The following is a 13998-nucleotide window of genomic DNA, read 5'->3' on the forward strand; positions in this document are numbered from 1 at the left end:
TAGCGCCCGGAGCGACCGGACCCGCCCACCGCCGCGGCGTTGCGGGCCGGGTCGGTGATCCGCTGCCGGGAGGCCCGACCGGGCGCGGTGAGCAGCAGCAGGGCCTTGGCCACCGCGCTGGTCAGGTCGTGGTCGACGTTCTGGATGAGGCCCCGGGCACCGGCGCTGATGGTCGCCGCCGCCGCCTCGGGCTCCTCGGTACCGAGCAACAGCACCGCGGCCTGCGGCGCCCGGGCCAGGACCCGACGAACGAAGCCGGCACTGTCCGGCCGCGTGAGGGCCGTGTCGGCCAACACCACGTCCGCCGGCCGCTCGGCCAACCGCAGCATCACCTCAGGATCGGAGACGGCGGTACGAACGATTGCTGACAACCCCAGCCGCGCGGCAGCAGAAGTAAGGTGCTGGGCCGCGAGTGGTGTCCGAACGCACACAAGGACGCTACGCACTGTGGTCTCCTCTCCGCCAACGAGCAGACCATGACGGGGTCGGCTGGGGAGGGGGTTCCCGGCAATCCTTCGAACTTTTCCGACAGATGGGGCAAAAGCCGCAATTTGCGGGACGTTTTCGATCACACACGTGTGAGGTGACGACAGCCCGGGTACCGGGAGGTCCAGGCCGGGAACGGTGCGCCTGCGCGGCCCGCCGCCCGGACACCGGCCACAAGGATTTCTCGCGGAGCCGCGCGGGAGGAGGGGTGCTGATGTCGAACGTACGTAGACTGCCCGGACCCATCGTCGATCTCTGGGACTGGCAGCGGCTCGGTGCCTGCCGAGGGCGGGACAGCGCCCAGTTCTTCCACCCCGACGGCGAGCGGGGCTCCTCCCGACTGCGTCGCGAATCCGCCGCCAAGTCGGTGTGTCGCGCCTGCCCGGTCCGGGCCGAATGCGCCGCGCACGCACTGTCGGTTCGCGAACCGTACGGCGTGTGGGGCGGCTTCAGCGAGTCGGAGCGCCTGCGACTGCTCGCCGTCGGCTGGGAGGACCTGGCAGACCGCCGACACGCGCGGGTCGACGTCGCGCGGCTGGAGGCCCGTCTGGGCCACCCGCACAAGTCGACAGTTCCGATCCAACGCAACGTGGCCTGACCCGACACACACCCGACATACGGAACGCGCCCCCGGTTCGGGGGCGCGTTCCGGCGTTTCCGGGTGCATCGTGCGGCGGGGTTTCGCCGGCACCGGCGCCTCGGGCTGACCTGGATCGCGGCACTCGTGATCGCTGTCCGTTATGTCCGGTCCGACGCGCTCCGTTCTGTCTGACGCGCTGCGTTCGGTCTGATGCGCTCGGCGGGGGTCCGGCGCATTCACGTCCGGCCGCCGGTCGCGTTTGCGGGGTTCCGGCAACCTCGTCCTGTGACCGGTCGCACCCGTGGGCCGGAATCATGGCCGGGCCGGAGTCGTTACATAACCTGACGATCGCAGTACCAGGGCCCGCCGGCCGAACCCCAGGGTTGGAATGGCGGCCACCGGGCGGTCGTTACAGTCCCCACGAGCGATCCCCACGGAGGCGCCTCAGCGCCCCACCCGGCCCCAGGCACCACCTCCCGATGGTGCCGACGGATCGGCCCGGGAATGGGCCCCGGCCCCCGGTCGTTACACACGGACCCGGCACCCACCGCCTGGTAGGTCGCCGATCCCGGCACCACGGGCCCCGCCCGCAGGTAGCCGAACGAGCGCCGCGAGCAACCCCCGCCCGCAGGCGCGACCCCCTGAAGACTTCCCCCTTTAGCAGCGCCGGACGAGGTGCTCACACCCGCGGCATCACTGCGGGTGTCCTTACCCCCGAAGGAGCTACCCCCATGAACACGATCATGCGTAAGAGCGTGCTGTCCGTTGCTGGTCTCGCGTTCGCCGGTGGTGTGTTCGCCGGCCCGATCGCCGCGCACAACATCCACGACGCCAAGCCTGTCGCGGTAGCGGTGCAGGCCGACAAGCCGGACACCGCCAAGCTGATCCCGCACGGCACCCAGGGCAACCAGTCCCACATCGACCTGAACGACGAGCAGACGGCCAACGTCAAGGCGATCATCGCCGCGACGAAGAAGGCCGGTCTCCCGGAGCGCGCCGCGGTGATCTCGATCGCGACGAGCTTGCAGGAGTCGAAGCTGGAGAACCTGGGCCACCTCGGCGACATGAACGACCACGACTCGCTGGGCCTGTTCCAGCAGCGCCCGTCCAGTGGTTGGGGTACGCCGGAGCAGATCACCGACCCCGAGTACTCCACGACCGCGTTCCTCAAGGGCCTGCGTCAGGTCGACGGGTGGCAGGACATGCCCCTGACCGAGGCCGCGCAGACCGTGCAGGTCTCCGCCTACCCGGACGCGTACGCCCAGTGGGAGCAGCAGGCTGCCGACCTGGTCGGCCAGTACTGGAACAGCTGACCCCACCGAACAACCCGACCGATGGCCGGCACCCCACCCGGGGTGCCGGCCATCGTTGGTGGTCGGCTCGTAGATCTTGGACAGTTTCCGTTCAGGCAGGACGGAAACTGTCCAAGATCTCCACGATCGGACCCGCACAGGTCAGGCGGACGGCCGTGCGCTGGCCAACCGAGGCCGTCAGCGGACGGTGACGGTCACCGTGTGCCAGCCGGTCGCGCCGTCCGGGACGACGCCCTGCGTACGCTCGGTCTGGGTCTCGCCGGTCGCGTCCGTCGCCCGGACCTGGAGGCGATGCTCGCCCGGCGTGGCGTCCCAACTCCACGACCATTGCACCCAGGTGTCCACCGACACCGTCGGAGCCAGTGTCGCCTCCTGCCAGGGCCCGCCGTCGACGCGTACCTCGACGCGGCGGATGCCCCGGTGCTGCGCCCACGCCACCCCCGCCACGGTGATCGGGCCGGGGGTCAACCGGTTGCGTCGGCGGGGCGCGTCGATCCGGGACTGGGTCTTGATCGGGCCCTGGGCGGACCAGCCGCGCGGCACCCAGTACGCGTCGAAGTCGGCGAACCGGGTCAGCTCCAGCTCGGTCACCCACTTGCACGCCGACACGTAGCCGTAGAGGCCGGGCACCACCATCCGGACCGGGAAGCCGTGCTCGACCGGCAGCGGCTCGCCGTTCATGCCGACCGCCAGGAGGGCGTCCCGCCCGTCGCGCAGCGCGGCGGTGGGGGTGCCGCAGGTCCAGCCGTCGACCGACCGGCCAACCACCTGGTCGGCGTCCTCGTCCGGGTCCACCTCGTCGAGCAGTTCCCGCAGGGGTACGCCGAGCCAGCGGGCATTGCCGATCAGGTCCCCACCCACCTCGTTGGAGACGCACGCCAGCGTGACGTACCGCTCCACCAGCGGCCGGGCCAGCAGGTCGGCGTACGTGTAGGTGCGCTCGGTGCCGACCCGACCGTGGATCCGCAGCCGCCAGGTGTCCGGATCGACCTGCGGTACGACCAGCGCGGTGTCGATCCGGTAGAAGCCGAGGTTCGGAGTGACGTACGGCGCGAGTTGCGCCAGCGAGAGGTCCGCGCCGGCCGGCACGGCCGGCGCGGGGGCGACCGGTGCGGGTAGTCGGATCGCGTCCCGGGCGGCGGAGACGCCGCGTCGTCCCGCCAACCAGCGCCCACCGAGACCGGCCACCACTGCGGTGCCGAGCAGCACCCCACTGCCGGTGAGGAACCGTCGCCGGGACTCGGGGTCGACCTCGGCAGGGCCGTCCGCCCCGACGGGGGCCACCGGCACGGGCGCGGCGGGCGGCACGGTCGGGGTGGGTGGCGACCAGGGCCACGGGTCCAGTTCGAACGGCCCGTCGATGAACAGCCAGAGCACCAGGGCGCCGAGGCCGGCGCCGACCAGCGACGGCAACGCGTCGAAGGCGTCCGCACCGGAGCGGGTCACCGCGGCGGCCACGCCGATGACACCGAACGCGGCGATGCCGGCCAGGCCGAACGCCAACCGACGGACCGCCAGCACACCGAACAGCGCGGCGAACCCTGCCAGCAACAGGCCCGTGCCGACCAGCAGCGCAATCTTGTCGGCGGTGCCGAAGATGTCGATGGCCAGTTGCTTCAGCGACTCGGGGACGGCGTCCACGACCGCCCCGCCGACCGCTACCAGAGGCGCCGACCGGGGACCGGTCAGCACCGCCACCGGTTCGGCGATCCCGATCGCGACGGCGGCGGCGGTCACTCCGGCCAGCGCGGCGTAACGCCGCGACGTGGTGCTCATCGGCCCAGTGTGCGCGATCATCTCGCCCCGTCGCCAACAACGTCAGCGTTCGGTAATGACCTGGAAAGCGCGAGAACGGACCGGGGCACACCGCCGTACGACGGTGTGCCCCGGAACAGGTGTCGCTACCGGGTCAGAAGCCCGGGCCGTGCTGGTGGCCGTGACCGTGGCCGTGCCCACCGGCGGCGGCCGGCTCGGCCTGCTCCGGCTTGTCCACCACGAGGCTCTCCGTGGTGAGCAGCAGACCGGCGATCGAGGCGGCGTTGGTGACCGCGTTGCGGGTCACCTTCACCGGGTCGATGATGCCGGCCTTGACCAGGTCGACGTACTCGCCCTTGGCGGCGTCGAGGCCGTTGCCCCAGTCGAGGTCGGCGACCTTCTGCGTCACGACGTAGCCGTCGTGACCGGCGTTCTGGGCGATCCAGCGCAGCGGCTCGACGAGCGCCTTGCGGACGACCGAGACACCGACCTTCTCGTCACCGGTGAAGCCCAGGTCGTCGTCGAGCACCGAGAGGATCTGCACCAGAGCGGCACCGCCGCCGGGGACAGTGCCCTCCTCGACCGCTGCCTTGGTCGCCGCGATGGCGTCCTCGATGCGGTGCTTGCGCTCCTTCATCTCGACCTCGGTGGCCGCACCAGCCTTGATGACGGCGATGCCACCGGAGAGCTTCGCCAGCCGCTCGGCCAGCTTCTCCCGGTCCCAGTCGGAGTCGGAGGCCTCGATCTCCTTGCGGATCTGGGACACCCGGTCGGCGACGTCGGCCTTCTGGCCGCCGCCGTCGACGATCGTGGTGTTCTCCTTGTCGACCACGACGCGCCGAGCGGTGCCGAGCACCTCCAGGCCGACCTGGTCGAGCTTGTAGCCCAGCTCCGGGGCGACCAGCTCGGCACCCGTGGAGATCGCGATGTCCTGGAGCATCGCCTTGCGCCGGTCACCGAAGCCCGGGGCCTTGACCGCGCAGACCTTGAGGGTCTTGCGCAGCGAGTTGACCACCAGGGTGGAGAGCGCCTGGCCGTCCACGTCCTCGGCGATGATCAGCAGGGGCTTGCTGTTCTGCAGGACCTTCTCCAGCAGCGGCAGCAGCTCCTCGATCGCCGAGATCTTCTGGGTGGTGACCAGGATGTACGCGTCCTCGAGGACGGACTCCTGGCTCTCCAGGTCGGTGACGAAGTTCGGCGAGATGAAGCCCTTGTCGAACTGGAGACCCTCGGTCACGTCCAGCTCGGTGGTCAGCATGGAGCCTTCCTCGACGGTGATGACACCGTCGCGGCCGACCCGCTCCATCGCCTCGGCGATCAGGTCGCCGATCGTGGCGTCCTGCGCGGAGATCGTCGCCACGTTCGCGATCGACTCCTTGCTGGTGACCTCGGCGGCACGGCCGAGCAGCGCCTCGGAGACCTTGACGGCCGCCGCGTCGATGCCCCGCTTGAGGCCGGCCGGGTTGGTCCCGGCGGTCACGTTGCGCAGACCCTCGCGAACCATCGCCTGGGCCAGCACGGTCGCGGTGGTGGTCCCGTCGCCGGCGACGTCGTTGGTCTTGGTCGCCACCTCCTTGACCAGCTGCGCGCCAAGGTTCTCGTACGGGTTGGTGAGCTCGATCTCCTTGGCGATGGTCACACCATCGTTGGTGATCGTCGGCGCACCGAATTTCTTGTCCAGGACGACGTTGCGCCCGCGCGGGCCGAGGGTGACCTTGACCGCGTCCGCGAGGGCGTTGACACCGTGCTCCAGCAGGTGCCGGGCGTCGTCCGAGAAGCTCAGGATCTTCGCCATTAATGTCCCTTCGAAGCGCCATTGCCCCGGCCCGGCGAGCCGGACCGGGGCAATGGAACTGATCGGTTGCTTACTTCTCGATGACCGCGAGGACGTCGCGGGCGGAGAGCACCAGGTACTCCTCGCCGGCGTACTTGACCTCGGTGCCGCCGTACTTCGAGTAGAGGACGGTGTCGCCGACCTGCACGTCAACCGGAACCCGGTTGCCGTTGTCGTCGACGCGCCCCGGGCCCACAGCGAGGACGGTGCCCTCCTGCGGCTTCTCCTTGGCGGTGTCGGGGATCACGATGCCCGACGCCGTGGTGGTCTCAGCCTCGTTCGCCTGGACCACGATGCGGTCCTCGAGCGGCTTGATCGCAACCTTGGTCGCGGTAGTCACGGGCATACCCTCCTGGGGTACTGGTTTCGTTGCTGGCCGGCGGGGCCGACCAGCGTCAATCTGCCTCATGCCACCGGGCGGGGCCGTCGTCGCGGGTGCCGGTCCGCCTGGCGTTGCGCACCCGGGTCGTGAGACCCGGAAGCTGGCACCCTCAGGGTGAGAGTGCTAATCGCAGGTTATTCCGTGGCTAGCACTCCGTCAAGGAGAGTGCCAGCGCGTCGCGCCCCGCCAGCCAGGATTCTTGGGTCTACCGGGAGAATGACCGGGTGGATCTCGATCAACTGGCGGCGCTGCGTACCCCCGAGGGATCGGCCGCGCTCACGGCGGCGGCCGGTCTTGCCGGCGGTGATCCACTGGCCGCGGCCTCGGCGTTGCGCGCCGCCGGAGTGCCGCCGACGCTGGCCGCCACGGCGCTCACCCAGGCCGAGCTGCGTCACCGGGCGGTCGGCAAGTTCGGCCCGGCCGCCGCCGGGATGTTCCTCACCCGCCCCGGCCTGGAACAGGCCACCCGCCGGGTCGTCGCCGACCGTCGGGCCGCCCGGCTGCACGCCGCCGGCGTGCGCACCCTGGCCGACCTCGGGTGCGGCCTCGGCGCCGACGCACTGGCCGCCGCTCGCGCCGGCATCCGGGTGTACGGGGTGGAGGCGGACCCGGTGACCGCCGCGATGGCCGCCGCCAACGCCGCGGCGGCCGGCCTGGCCGACCTGTTCACCGTCGAGTGCGGGGATGCCACAGCGTTCGACGTCTCCCGGGTCGACGGGGTCTTCTGCGACCCGGCCCGCCGCACGACCGGCACCGGCCGACGGATCTTCGACCCGCGCGCCTACTCGCCGCCGTGGGACTTCGTGACGGGGTTGGCCGAGCGGGTGCCGCACACCGTCGTGAAGGTGGCACCGGGCCTGGACCACGGGCTCATTCCAGCTGGCGCGGAGGCGGAGTGGGTAGGTGTGGACGGCGACCTGGTCGAGGCCGCGCTCTGGTGCGGTGAGCTGGCCGAGGTGCCCCGCCGCGCCACCCTCTACCGGCAGCAGGGCGGCGAGACCCGCCGCCACCAGCTCACCGGCTCGGGCACCGACGAGGCACCTGTCGGGCCGACGCGTCGCTACCTGTACGACCCGGACCCGGCGGTGGTCCGGGCGCACCTCGTCGCCGAACTCGCCGCCGAGCTGGACGCCACCCTCGGCGACCCGAGCATCGCCTACCTCTATGCCGACCGCCCCACCCGCACCCCGTACGCGCGCTGCCTGGAGATCACCGACGTGCTGCCGTTCTCGCTCAAGCGTCTGCGGGCGCTGCTGCGCGATCGCGGGGTGGGTCGGGTGGAGATCCTCAAGCGGGGTTCCGCGCTTACCCCGGAGCAGCTTCGGCGGGACCTGCGGCTGACCGGCGACGCCTCGGCCAGCCTGGTGCTCACCCGGGTCGCGAACGCACCGACAGTGCTGATCGGGCAGCCGGTGGTCTAGCGTCGTCGGTGTGGCGGGACAAGGCACTCCGGCAACGGCACTGTTGGTCAAGCGCGGGATCGCGCATCGCACCCATCCGTACCGGGTGTCGCCGGACGCCCCGAACTACGGCGCGTTGGTGGCGGTGGCGCTCGGCGTGGCACCGGAGCGCGTCTTCAAGTCGCTGGTGACCGAGGTCGACGGTGGGCTCACCGTCGCGGTCGTCCCGGTCACGGGTGAGGTGGACCTCAAGGCGCTCGCGGCGGCGGTCGGCGGCAAGCGGGCGACGCTCGCCGAGCGGGCGGTCGCCGAGCGGGCCACCGGCTACGTACGCGGGGGGATCAGCCCGCTCGGGCAACGCCGCCGGTTGCCGACCGTGCTGGACGAGTCCGCGCTGGATCTCCCGACGATCTACGTCTCGGCTGGTCGGCGTGGCCTGCAGCTCGAACTGGCCGCGGCCGATCTGGTGGCGCTGACGGACGCGCGCACCGCGCCGCTGCAGACCCGCTGACGACATCCATGACGGCCGACCCGTTCCGGGATGGCCGGGGAGTAACAGTCGCGTTGCTGAATTGTTATCGCTCCCAACAAACTTGGCACCTGCGCGGTCTTGTGGAGCCGGTGTGACGCGAAATACGTTGCCGGACACAACAAAACGACACCTCCCCCACCCGAAAGGACCCTGCACATGCGTAAGGGGCTCCTCACCATCGCCGCCGTGGGCCTGCTCACGACCGGTGGATTGACCGCCTGCGGCGACGACGCCGGCTCTGGTTCGACCGACTCCAAGAAGACCCCCAAGATCGGCGTGATCCTCCCGGACAGCAAGTCCTCCGCCCGGTGGGAGACCGCGGACCGTCGCTTCCTGGAAGAGGCGTTCAAGGCCGCCGGCGTCCAGTACGACATCCAGAACGCCCAGAACGACAAGACCGCCTTCCAGACCATCGCCGACCAGATGATCACCAGCGGCGTCACCGCCCTGATGATCGTCAACCTGGACTCCGGCACCGGCAAGGCCGTGCTCGACAAGGCCAAGTCGCAGGGCGTCGCCACCATCGACTACGACCGGCTCACCCTCGGCGGCTCCGCCCAGTACTACGTCAGCTTCGACAACGAGACCGTCGGCAAGCTCCAGGGCGAGGGCCTGTCGAAGTGCCTGACCGAAAAGGGCGTCAAGAACCCCGTCGTGTCGTACCTGAACGGCTCCCCCACCGACAACAACGCCACCCTGTTCAAGGCCGGCTACGACTCGGTGCTCAAGCCGAAGTTCGACTCCAAGGAATACGTCAAGGGCCCTGAGGACGCGGTGCCGGCGTGGGACAACGCGCAGGCCGCGACGATCTTCGAGCAGCAGCTGACCAAGGCCAACGGCAAGATCGACGGCGTGCTCGCCGCCAACGACGGTCTCGGCAACGCGGCCATCTCGATCCTGAAGAAGAACAAGCTCAACGGCAAGGTGCCGGTGACCGGGCAGGACGCCAGCACCGAGGGCCTGCAGAACATCCTCGCCGGTGACCAGTGCATGACCGTCTACAAGGCCGTCCGGGAAGAGGCCAAGGCCGCGTCCGACCTGGCCATCGCGCTCGCCAAGGGCGAGAAGAAGGACACCGGCCAGTCGGTGAAGGACGGTGACCGGGACGTCCCCTCGGTCCTGCTCACCCCGAAGGCCATCTACAAGGACACCGTCAAGGACGTCATCGCCGACGGCTACGTGACCAAGGAAGAGGTCTGCGCCGGGGCGTACGCCAAGCTCTGCGCCGACGCCGGCATCAGCTGACCGACGCCGCAGTACCCGCCGGGACGACAATCGCCGCCCGGCACGGGAGCACCTCTCCCGTGCCGGGCGGCGCCCGCCGGACGGGCCCCGACACTCCCTTAAGAAGGAGACCCCCGTGTCCGCGACCCCCCTGCTGGAACTCCGCGGGATCGACAAGAGCTTCGGTCCCGTCCAGGTGCTCCGCGACGTCGCCCTGACCGTCCACCCGGGCGAAGTCACCGCACTGGTCGGTGACAACGGCGCCGGCAAGTCGACCCTGGTGAAGTGCATCAGTGGCATCCACCCCACCGATGCCGGTGAGTTCCTGTTCAACGGTGAACCAGTGCACATCGGCAGCCCCCGCGACGCCGCCGCGCTCGGCATCGAGGTCGTCTACCAGGACCTCGCGCTCTGCGACAACCTGGACATCGTGCAGAACATGTTCCTCGGCCGGGAGAAGCGCAGCGGCATCGTCCTCGACGAGCCGACCATGGAACAGCTCGCCGCCGAGACGCTCGCCGGGCTATCCATCCGCACCGTCACCTCGCTGCGCCAGCACGTGTCCAGCCTCTCCGGTGGTCAGCGTCAGACCGTGGCCATCGCCAAGGCCGTGCTGTGGAACAGCAAGCTGGTCATCCTGGACGAGCCGACCGCGGCACTCGGCGTGGCACAGACCGCCCAGGTGCTCGAACTGGTCCGCCGTCTCGCCGACAACGGCCTGGCCGTGGTGCTCATCTCGCACAACATGAACGACGTCTTCGCCGTCTCCGACCGGATCGCCGCGCTGTACCTCGGCCAGATGGTCGCCCAGGTGAAGACCACCGACATCACCCACGCGCAGGTGGTCGAGCTGATCACCGCCGGGCGCTCGGGCGGGCTCGGCATCGCCGCCGACCCGGGCAGCAACGGCGACGGCCCGCAGCCGGCCGACTCGATCTCAGGAGGCGCCCGATGACCACCACCGCCGTGCGGAAGGACGGCCCCGCGGCCGTCACACCGCCGCCGACCGTCGGGGGCCACGCCCGCAACTACCTGAGCCGGGTACGCGGCGGCGACGTCGGCGCGCTACCGGCCGTGCTCGGCCTGATCGTGCTCTGCACCGTCTTCGCGATCATGCGGCCGTCGTCGTTCCTGTCGGCCGGCAACTTCGCCAACCTCTTCACCCAGGGCGCGGCGGTCACGCTGATCGCGATGGGTCTGGTCTTCGTGCTGCTGCTGGGCGAGATCGACCTCTCCGCGGGCTTCGCCAGCGGCGTCTGCGCGGCGGTACTGGCCAATGTGGTCACCGTCCTCGGCTACCCCTGGTGGGTCGCCGTGCTCGCCGGGATCGCCACCGGCCTGGTCATCGGCACCAGCCTCGGCCTGCTCGTCGCGAAGATCGGCATTCCGTCCTTCGTGGTCACCCTCGCCGGCTTCCTCGCCTTCCAGGGCATCGTGCTGCTGCTGGTGAAGGAGGGCACCAACATCTCCGTCCGCGACGAGGTGCTGGTCGCCATCGCCAACCGCAACCTCACCCCCACCCTGGGCTGGGCGCTGGCAGTGCTCGCGATCGTCGGCTACGCGGCGGTGCAACTGCTGCGCCACCGCAACCGGGTGGCCCGCGGTCTGATCACCGACCCGATCGCGGTGGTGGCGCTGCGGATCGGCGGGCTCGCCGTCATCCTCGTCACCGCGGTGTACGTGCTCAACCTCGAACGCAGCCGCAACGTCCTGATCAGCTCACTCAAGGGCGTGCCGATCGTGGTGCCGATCATCGCGGTGCTGCTGATCGTGTGGACCTTCGTGCTCCAACGCACCAGCTACGGTCGGCACATCTACGCCGTCGGCGGCAACCGGGAAGCGGCCCGCCGGGCCGGCATCGACGTCGACCGGATCCGGATCTCGGTCTTCATGATCTGCTCGTCCATGGCGGCTGTCGGCGGCATCGTGGCGGCCAGCCGGGCCAACTCGGTCGACCCGAACACGGGGGGCAGTAACGTACTGCTCTACGCGGTCGGCGCGGCGGTGATCGGCGGCACCAGCCTCTTCGGCGGCAAGGGCCGGGTCCTCGACGCAGTGCTCGGCGGCGCGGTCGTCGCGGTCATCGAAAACGGAATGGGCCTGATGGGGTACAGCGCAGGAGTCAAGTACGTGGTCACCGGCGTCGTCCTGCTGCTCGCTGCCAGCGTCGATGCTCTCTCCCGCCGCCGCGCGGCAGCCACCGGCACCCGCTGACCCCGCGCGGGAGGTAGCACCACGATGCGCCCAGGACCTAGCCAGGACGACGTCAGACGGCAGAACCTCGGGGCCCTGCTGAGACACGTGCACGTCCACGGGGCGACCACGCGGGCCGAACTGACCACCACACTGGGCCTCAACCGCAGCACCATCGGCGCGCTCACCGCCGACCTGTCCGCGGTGGGGCTGGTCAGTGAGGGGGCACCGAAGGAGACCGGCCGGGCCGGACGACCGTCACTCGTCGTCCGGCCCGAGTCGGCCCGGGTCTACGCGTACGCGTACTCGGTGGAGGTGGACCGGTTACGCGCCGCCCGGGTCGGTCTGGGCGGCGCGGTCCTGGACCGCCGTGAACTGGACCGACCGCGCGGGTTACTGGCCGCCGAGGCCGCGCCGCTGTTGGCCGGCGCGGTCAAGGAGATGCAGCAACTGGTCCCGACCGACGCGATCTGCGTCGGCGCCGGTGTCGCCGTCTGCGGCATGGTCCGTCGAGACGACGGCCTGGTGCGGCTCGGTCCGACCACCGGCTGGGTGGACGAGCCGATCGGCGCGGCAGTCGCCGACGAGTTGGGCATCGACGTACCGGTCACGGTGGGCAACGTGGCCGACGTCGCCGCGTTCGCCGAGCACGCCCGGGGTGTGGCGGCCGGCTGCGACAACGTCCTCTACCTGTACGGGGACGTCGGCGTGGGTGCCGGCATCATCGCCGGTGGACGGCGGCTGACCGGGCACGGCGGGTACGGCGGCGAGGTCGGACACATGAAGGTGGTCCGCGACGGCAGGCCCTGCGAGTGCGGTGCCCGGGGCTGCTGGGAGACCGAGATCGGCGAGCACGGTCTGCTGCGCGCCGCCGGACGGTCCGACGCGCGGGGCCGCGACGCGTTACTGGAGGTCTTCGACGCCGCCGACCGGGGTGACGCGCGGGCACAGACGGCGGTCCGCCAGGCCGGCGACTGGCTCGGCTTCGGAGTCGCCAACCTGGTGAACGTCTTCAACCCTGAAATGGTGATCTTCGGCGGCACCATGCGCGACCTCTACCTCGCCGCCGCCGCCCAGATCCGTAGCCGGCTCAACTCCAACGCGCTGGGCGCCTGCCTGGAACACGTCCGGCTGCGTACGCCCAAACTGGGCGAGGACGCCCCGCTGATCGGGGCCGCCGAACTGGCCTTCGAACGGCTCCTCGCCGACCCCCTCGACGTGGGCTGACCCGCGTACGCTGTCCGGCGTGGATGTCGAGTTGCGCGCCTCGGACGACGACCGTAACCGGGTGGTCGCCGAGCTGCACCGGCACACTGCGGCGGGGCGGCTGACCCTCGACGAGTTCTCCGACCGGGCCGGTGCAGTGTGGACGGCACGCACCCTCGGCGACCTGGCCGCGCTGACCCGCGACCTTCCCGCTCTGTCCGACCCGGTTGTCGGCAGCGACACCGTCGGGCACGGGCGTCGCGAGCTGCTGATGCTCTTCGCCGCCGCAGCTATCACTCTGCTGCTGCTCGGCGGCTTCCTCGCCATCACGCGCTGATCCACGTCGCCAACCGGTGAACTGATCACGCGATCGGTCCGTACCAGTGGGCGGACGGGCAGCCGGGAGCGTACGGCTGGCCGGTCCAGACGCGATCCGGTCCGGACCGAGGAGGCACCACAGACATGGCACCGCTCAGATCCGCCCATCGCCGACTGGGCAACCGGACCCACCGAGCGGCGATGCTGCTCATCGCGATCATCGCGGGGGTCGGTGTCCTACCCGGCGCTGCCATCGCCGCCCCCGCCGGCGGGCGACAGCTCAACGCCGCCGACATGACACTGCTCAACGGCGTGCGGTTGGCCGGGCTGTGGGAGATGCCGGCCGGCCAGATGGCCGCCGAGAAGGGACAGTCGGCAAAAGTACGGGAGATCGGCGCCGGCATCGCCGGTGAGCATCAGCGGCTCGACGAACTCGTCGTGGAGGCGGCCAACAAGCTGGGCGCGACCATCCCGAGCGAGCCGACGGCCCAACAAAAGGGCTGGCTGACGGAGATGAAGGACGCCTCCGGCGCTCGGTTCGACCAGATCTTCGTGACCCGCCTCCGGGTCGCCCACGGCAGCATTCTCCCGGTGATCAGCGCAGTACGGGCCAGCACCCGGGACGCCACCGTCCGCAAGCTCTGCGAGGACGCCACCGGCTTCGTCACGCATCACATGCAGATGGTCGGCCAGCCAGGGCCGGCGGTTGCTGTCGTCCAGGGGTACGCCGGAACGCATCAGCGCCACGTTCTCCGGGGAGTGGAACTCGTCCGCC

13 protein-coding genes and 1 pseudogene are annotated in these 13998 nt (G+C 70.5%); 10 read left to right on the plus strand and 4 right to left on the minus strand.

Features of this window, described 5'->3' with window-relative positions; all coding sequences use genetic code 11:
- Window positions 1-446 (minus strand): annotated as a pseudogene (locus ACWCO3_RS20930) (helix-turn-helix transcriptional regulator); the annotation flags it as partial.
- Window positions 447-700: 254 nt separating this feature from the next.
- On the opposite strand from ACWCO3_RS20930, the gene ACWCO3_RS20935 reads away from it, so the two are divergent.
- Window positions 701-1084: a WhiB family transcriptional regulator gene (locus ACWCO3_RS20935; protein ID WP_450011553.1), complete on the plus strand. Its 384-nt coding sequence runs from the start codon at window positions 701-703 to the stop codon at window positions 1082-1084.
- Between the two features lie 713 nt (window positions 1085-1797).
- A complete protein-coding gene (locus ACWCO3_RS20940) occupies window positions 1798-2379 on the plus strand; it encodes a hypothetical protein (RefSeq protein ID WP_145778965.1) in 582 nt (193 codons plus the stop codon).
- 177 nt (window positions 2380-2556) lie between these two features.
- Here the strand turns inward: ACWCO3_RS20940 and ACWCO3_RS20945 are convergent, their stop codons facing one another.
- From ACWCO3_RS20945 to groES, 3 genes are all read right to left on the minus strand, one after another.
- Window positions 2557-4155 carry a molybdopterin-dependent oxidoreductase gene (locus ACWCO3_RS20945; RefSeq protein ID WP_145778964.1) on the minus strand — a complete coding sequence of 533 codons (1599 nt, stop codon included), beginning with the start codon at window positions 4153-4155 and terminating at the stop codon, window positions 2557-2559.
- 133 nt (window positions 4156-4288) lie between these two features.
- Complete coding sequence (gene groL, locus ACWCO3_RS20950) at window positions 4289-5929, minus strand: chaperonin GroEL (protein WP_145778963.1); 1641 nt, start codon at window positions 5927-5929, stop codon at window positions 4289-4291.
- Between the two features lie 70 nt (window positions 5930-5999).
- Window positions 6000-6314, minus strand: a complete 315-nt coding sequence (gene groES / locus ACWCO3_RS20955; protein ID WP_030330046.1) for a co-chaperone GroES — start codon at window positions 6312-6314, stop codon at window positions 6000-6002.
- Window positions 6315-6574: 260 nt separating this feature from the next.
- Between groES and ACWCO3_RS20960 the strand changes: the two genes are divergently transcribed.
- The 8 genes from ACWCO3_RS20960 to ACWCO3_RS20995 form a co-directional block, all read left to right on the plus strand.
- Window positions 6575-7771, plus strand: coding sequence for a THUMP-like domain-containing protein (locus tag ACWCO3_RS20960; protein WP_357929750.1), 1197 nt, complete (start codon window positions 6575-6577; stop codon window positions 7769-7771).
- Between the two features lie 10 nt (window positions 7772-7781).
- The gene (ybaK, locus tag ACWCO3_RS20965; RefSeq protein WP_145778961.1) at window positions 7782-8261 is read left to right on the plus strand and encodes a Cys-tRNA(Pro) deacylase; all 480 of its coding nucleotides are present in this window, start codon (window positions 7782-7784) and stop codon (window positions 8259-8261) included.
- Window positions 8262-8438: 177 nt separating this feature from the next.
- Complete coding sequence (locus ACWCO3_RS20970; RefSeq protein ID WP_145778960.1) at window positions 8439-9527, plus strand: sugar ABC transporter substrate-binding protein; 1089 nt, start codon at window positions 8439-8441, stop codon at window positions 9525-9527.
- Window positions 9528-9642: 115 nt separating this feature from the next.
- Window positions 9643-10461 (plus strand): ATP-binding cassette domain-containing protein, encoded by an 819-nt coding sequence (locus ACWCO3_RS20975; protein WP_088987645.1) that lies wholly within the window; start codon window positions 9643-9645, stop codon window positions 10459-10461.
- Complete coding sequence (locus ACWCO3_RS20980) at window positions 10458-11720, plus strand: sugar ABC transporter permease (protein ID WP_357929744.1); 1263 nt, start codon at window positions 10458-10460, stop codon at window positions 11718-11720. The genes ACWCO3_RS20975 and ACWCO3_RS20980 overlap by 4 nt, the downstream gene beginning before the upstream one ends.
- 24 nt (window positions 11721-11744) lie before the next feature.
- Window positions 11745-12926, plus strand: coding sequence for an ROK family protein (locus tag ACWCO3_RS20985; RefSeq protein WP_358075477.1), 1182 nt, complete (start codon window positions 11745-11747; stop codon window positions 12924-12926).
- 19 nt (window positions 12927-12945) lie between these two features.
- Window positions 12946-13242, plus strand: coding sequence for a DUF1707 SHOCT-like domain-containing protein (locus ACWCO3_RS20990; RefSeq protein ID WP_145778957.1), 297 nt, complete (start codon window positions 12946-12948; stop codon window positions 13240-13242).
- Between the two features lie 125 nt (window positions 13243-13367).
- On the plus strand, window positions 13368-13998 hold a 631-nt coding region (locus ACWCO3_RS20995; RefSeq protein ID WP_450011556.1), incomplete at its 3' end, for a DUF4142 domain-containing protein.

This window comes from Micromonospora sp. NPDC002411 (assembly GCF_053592955.1).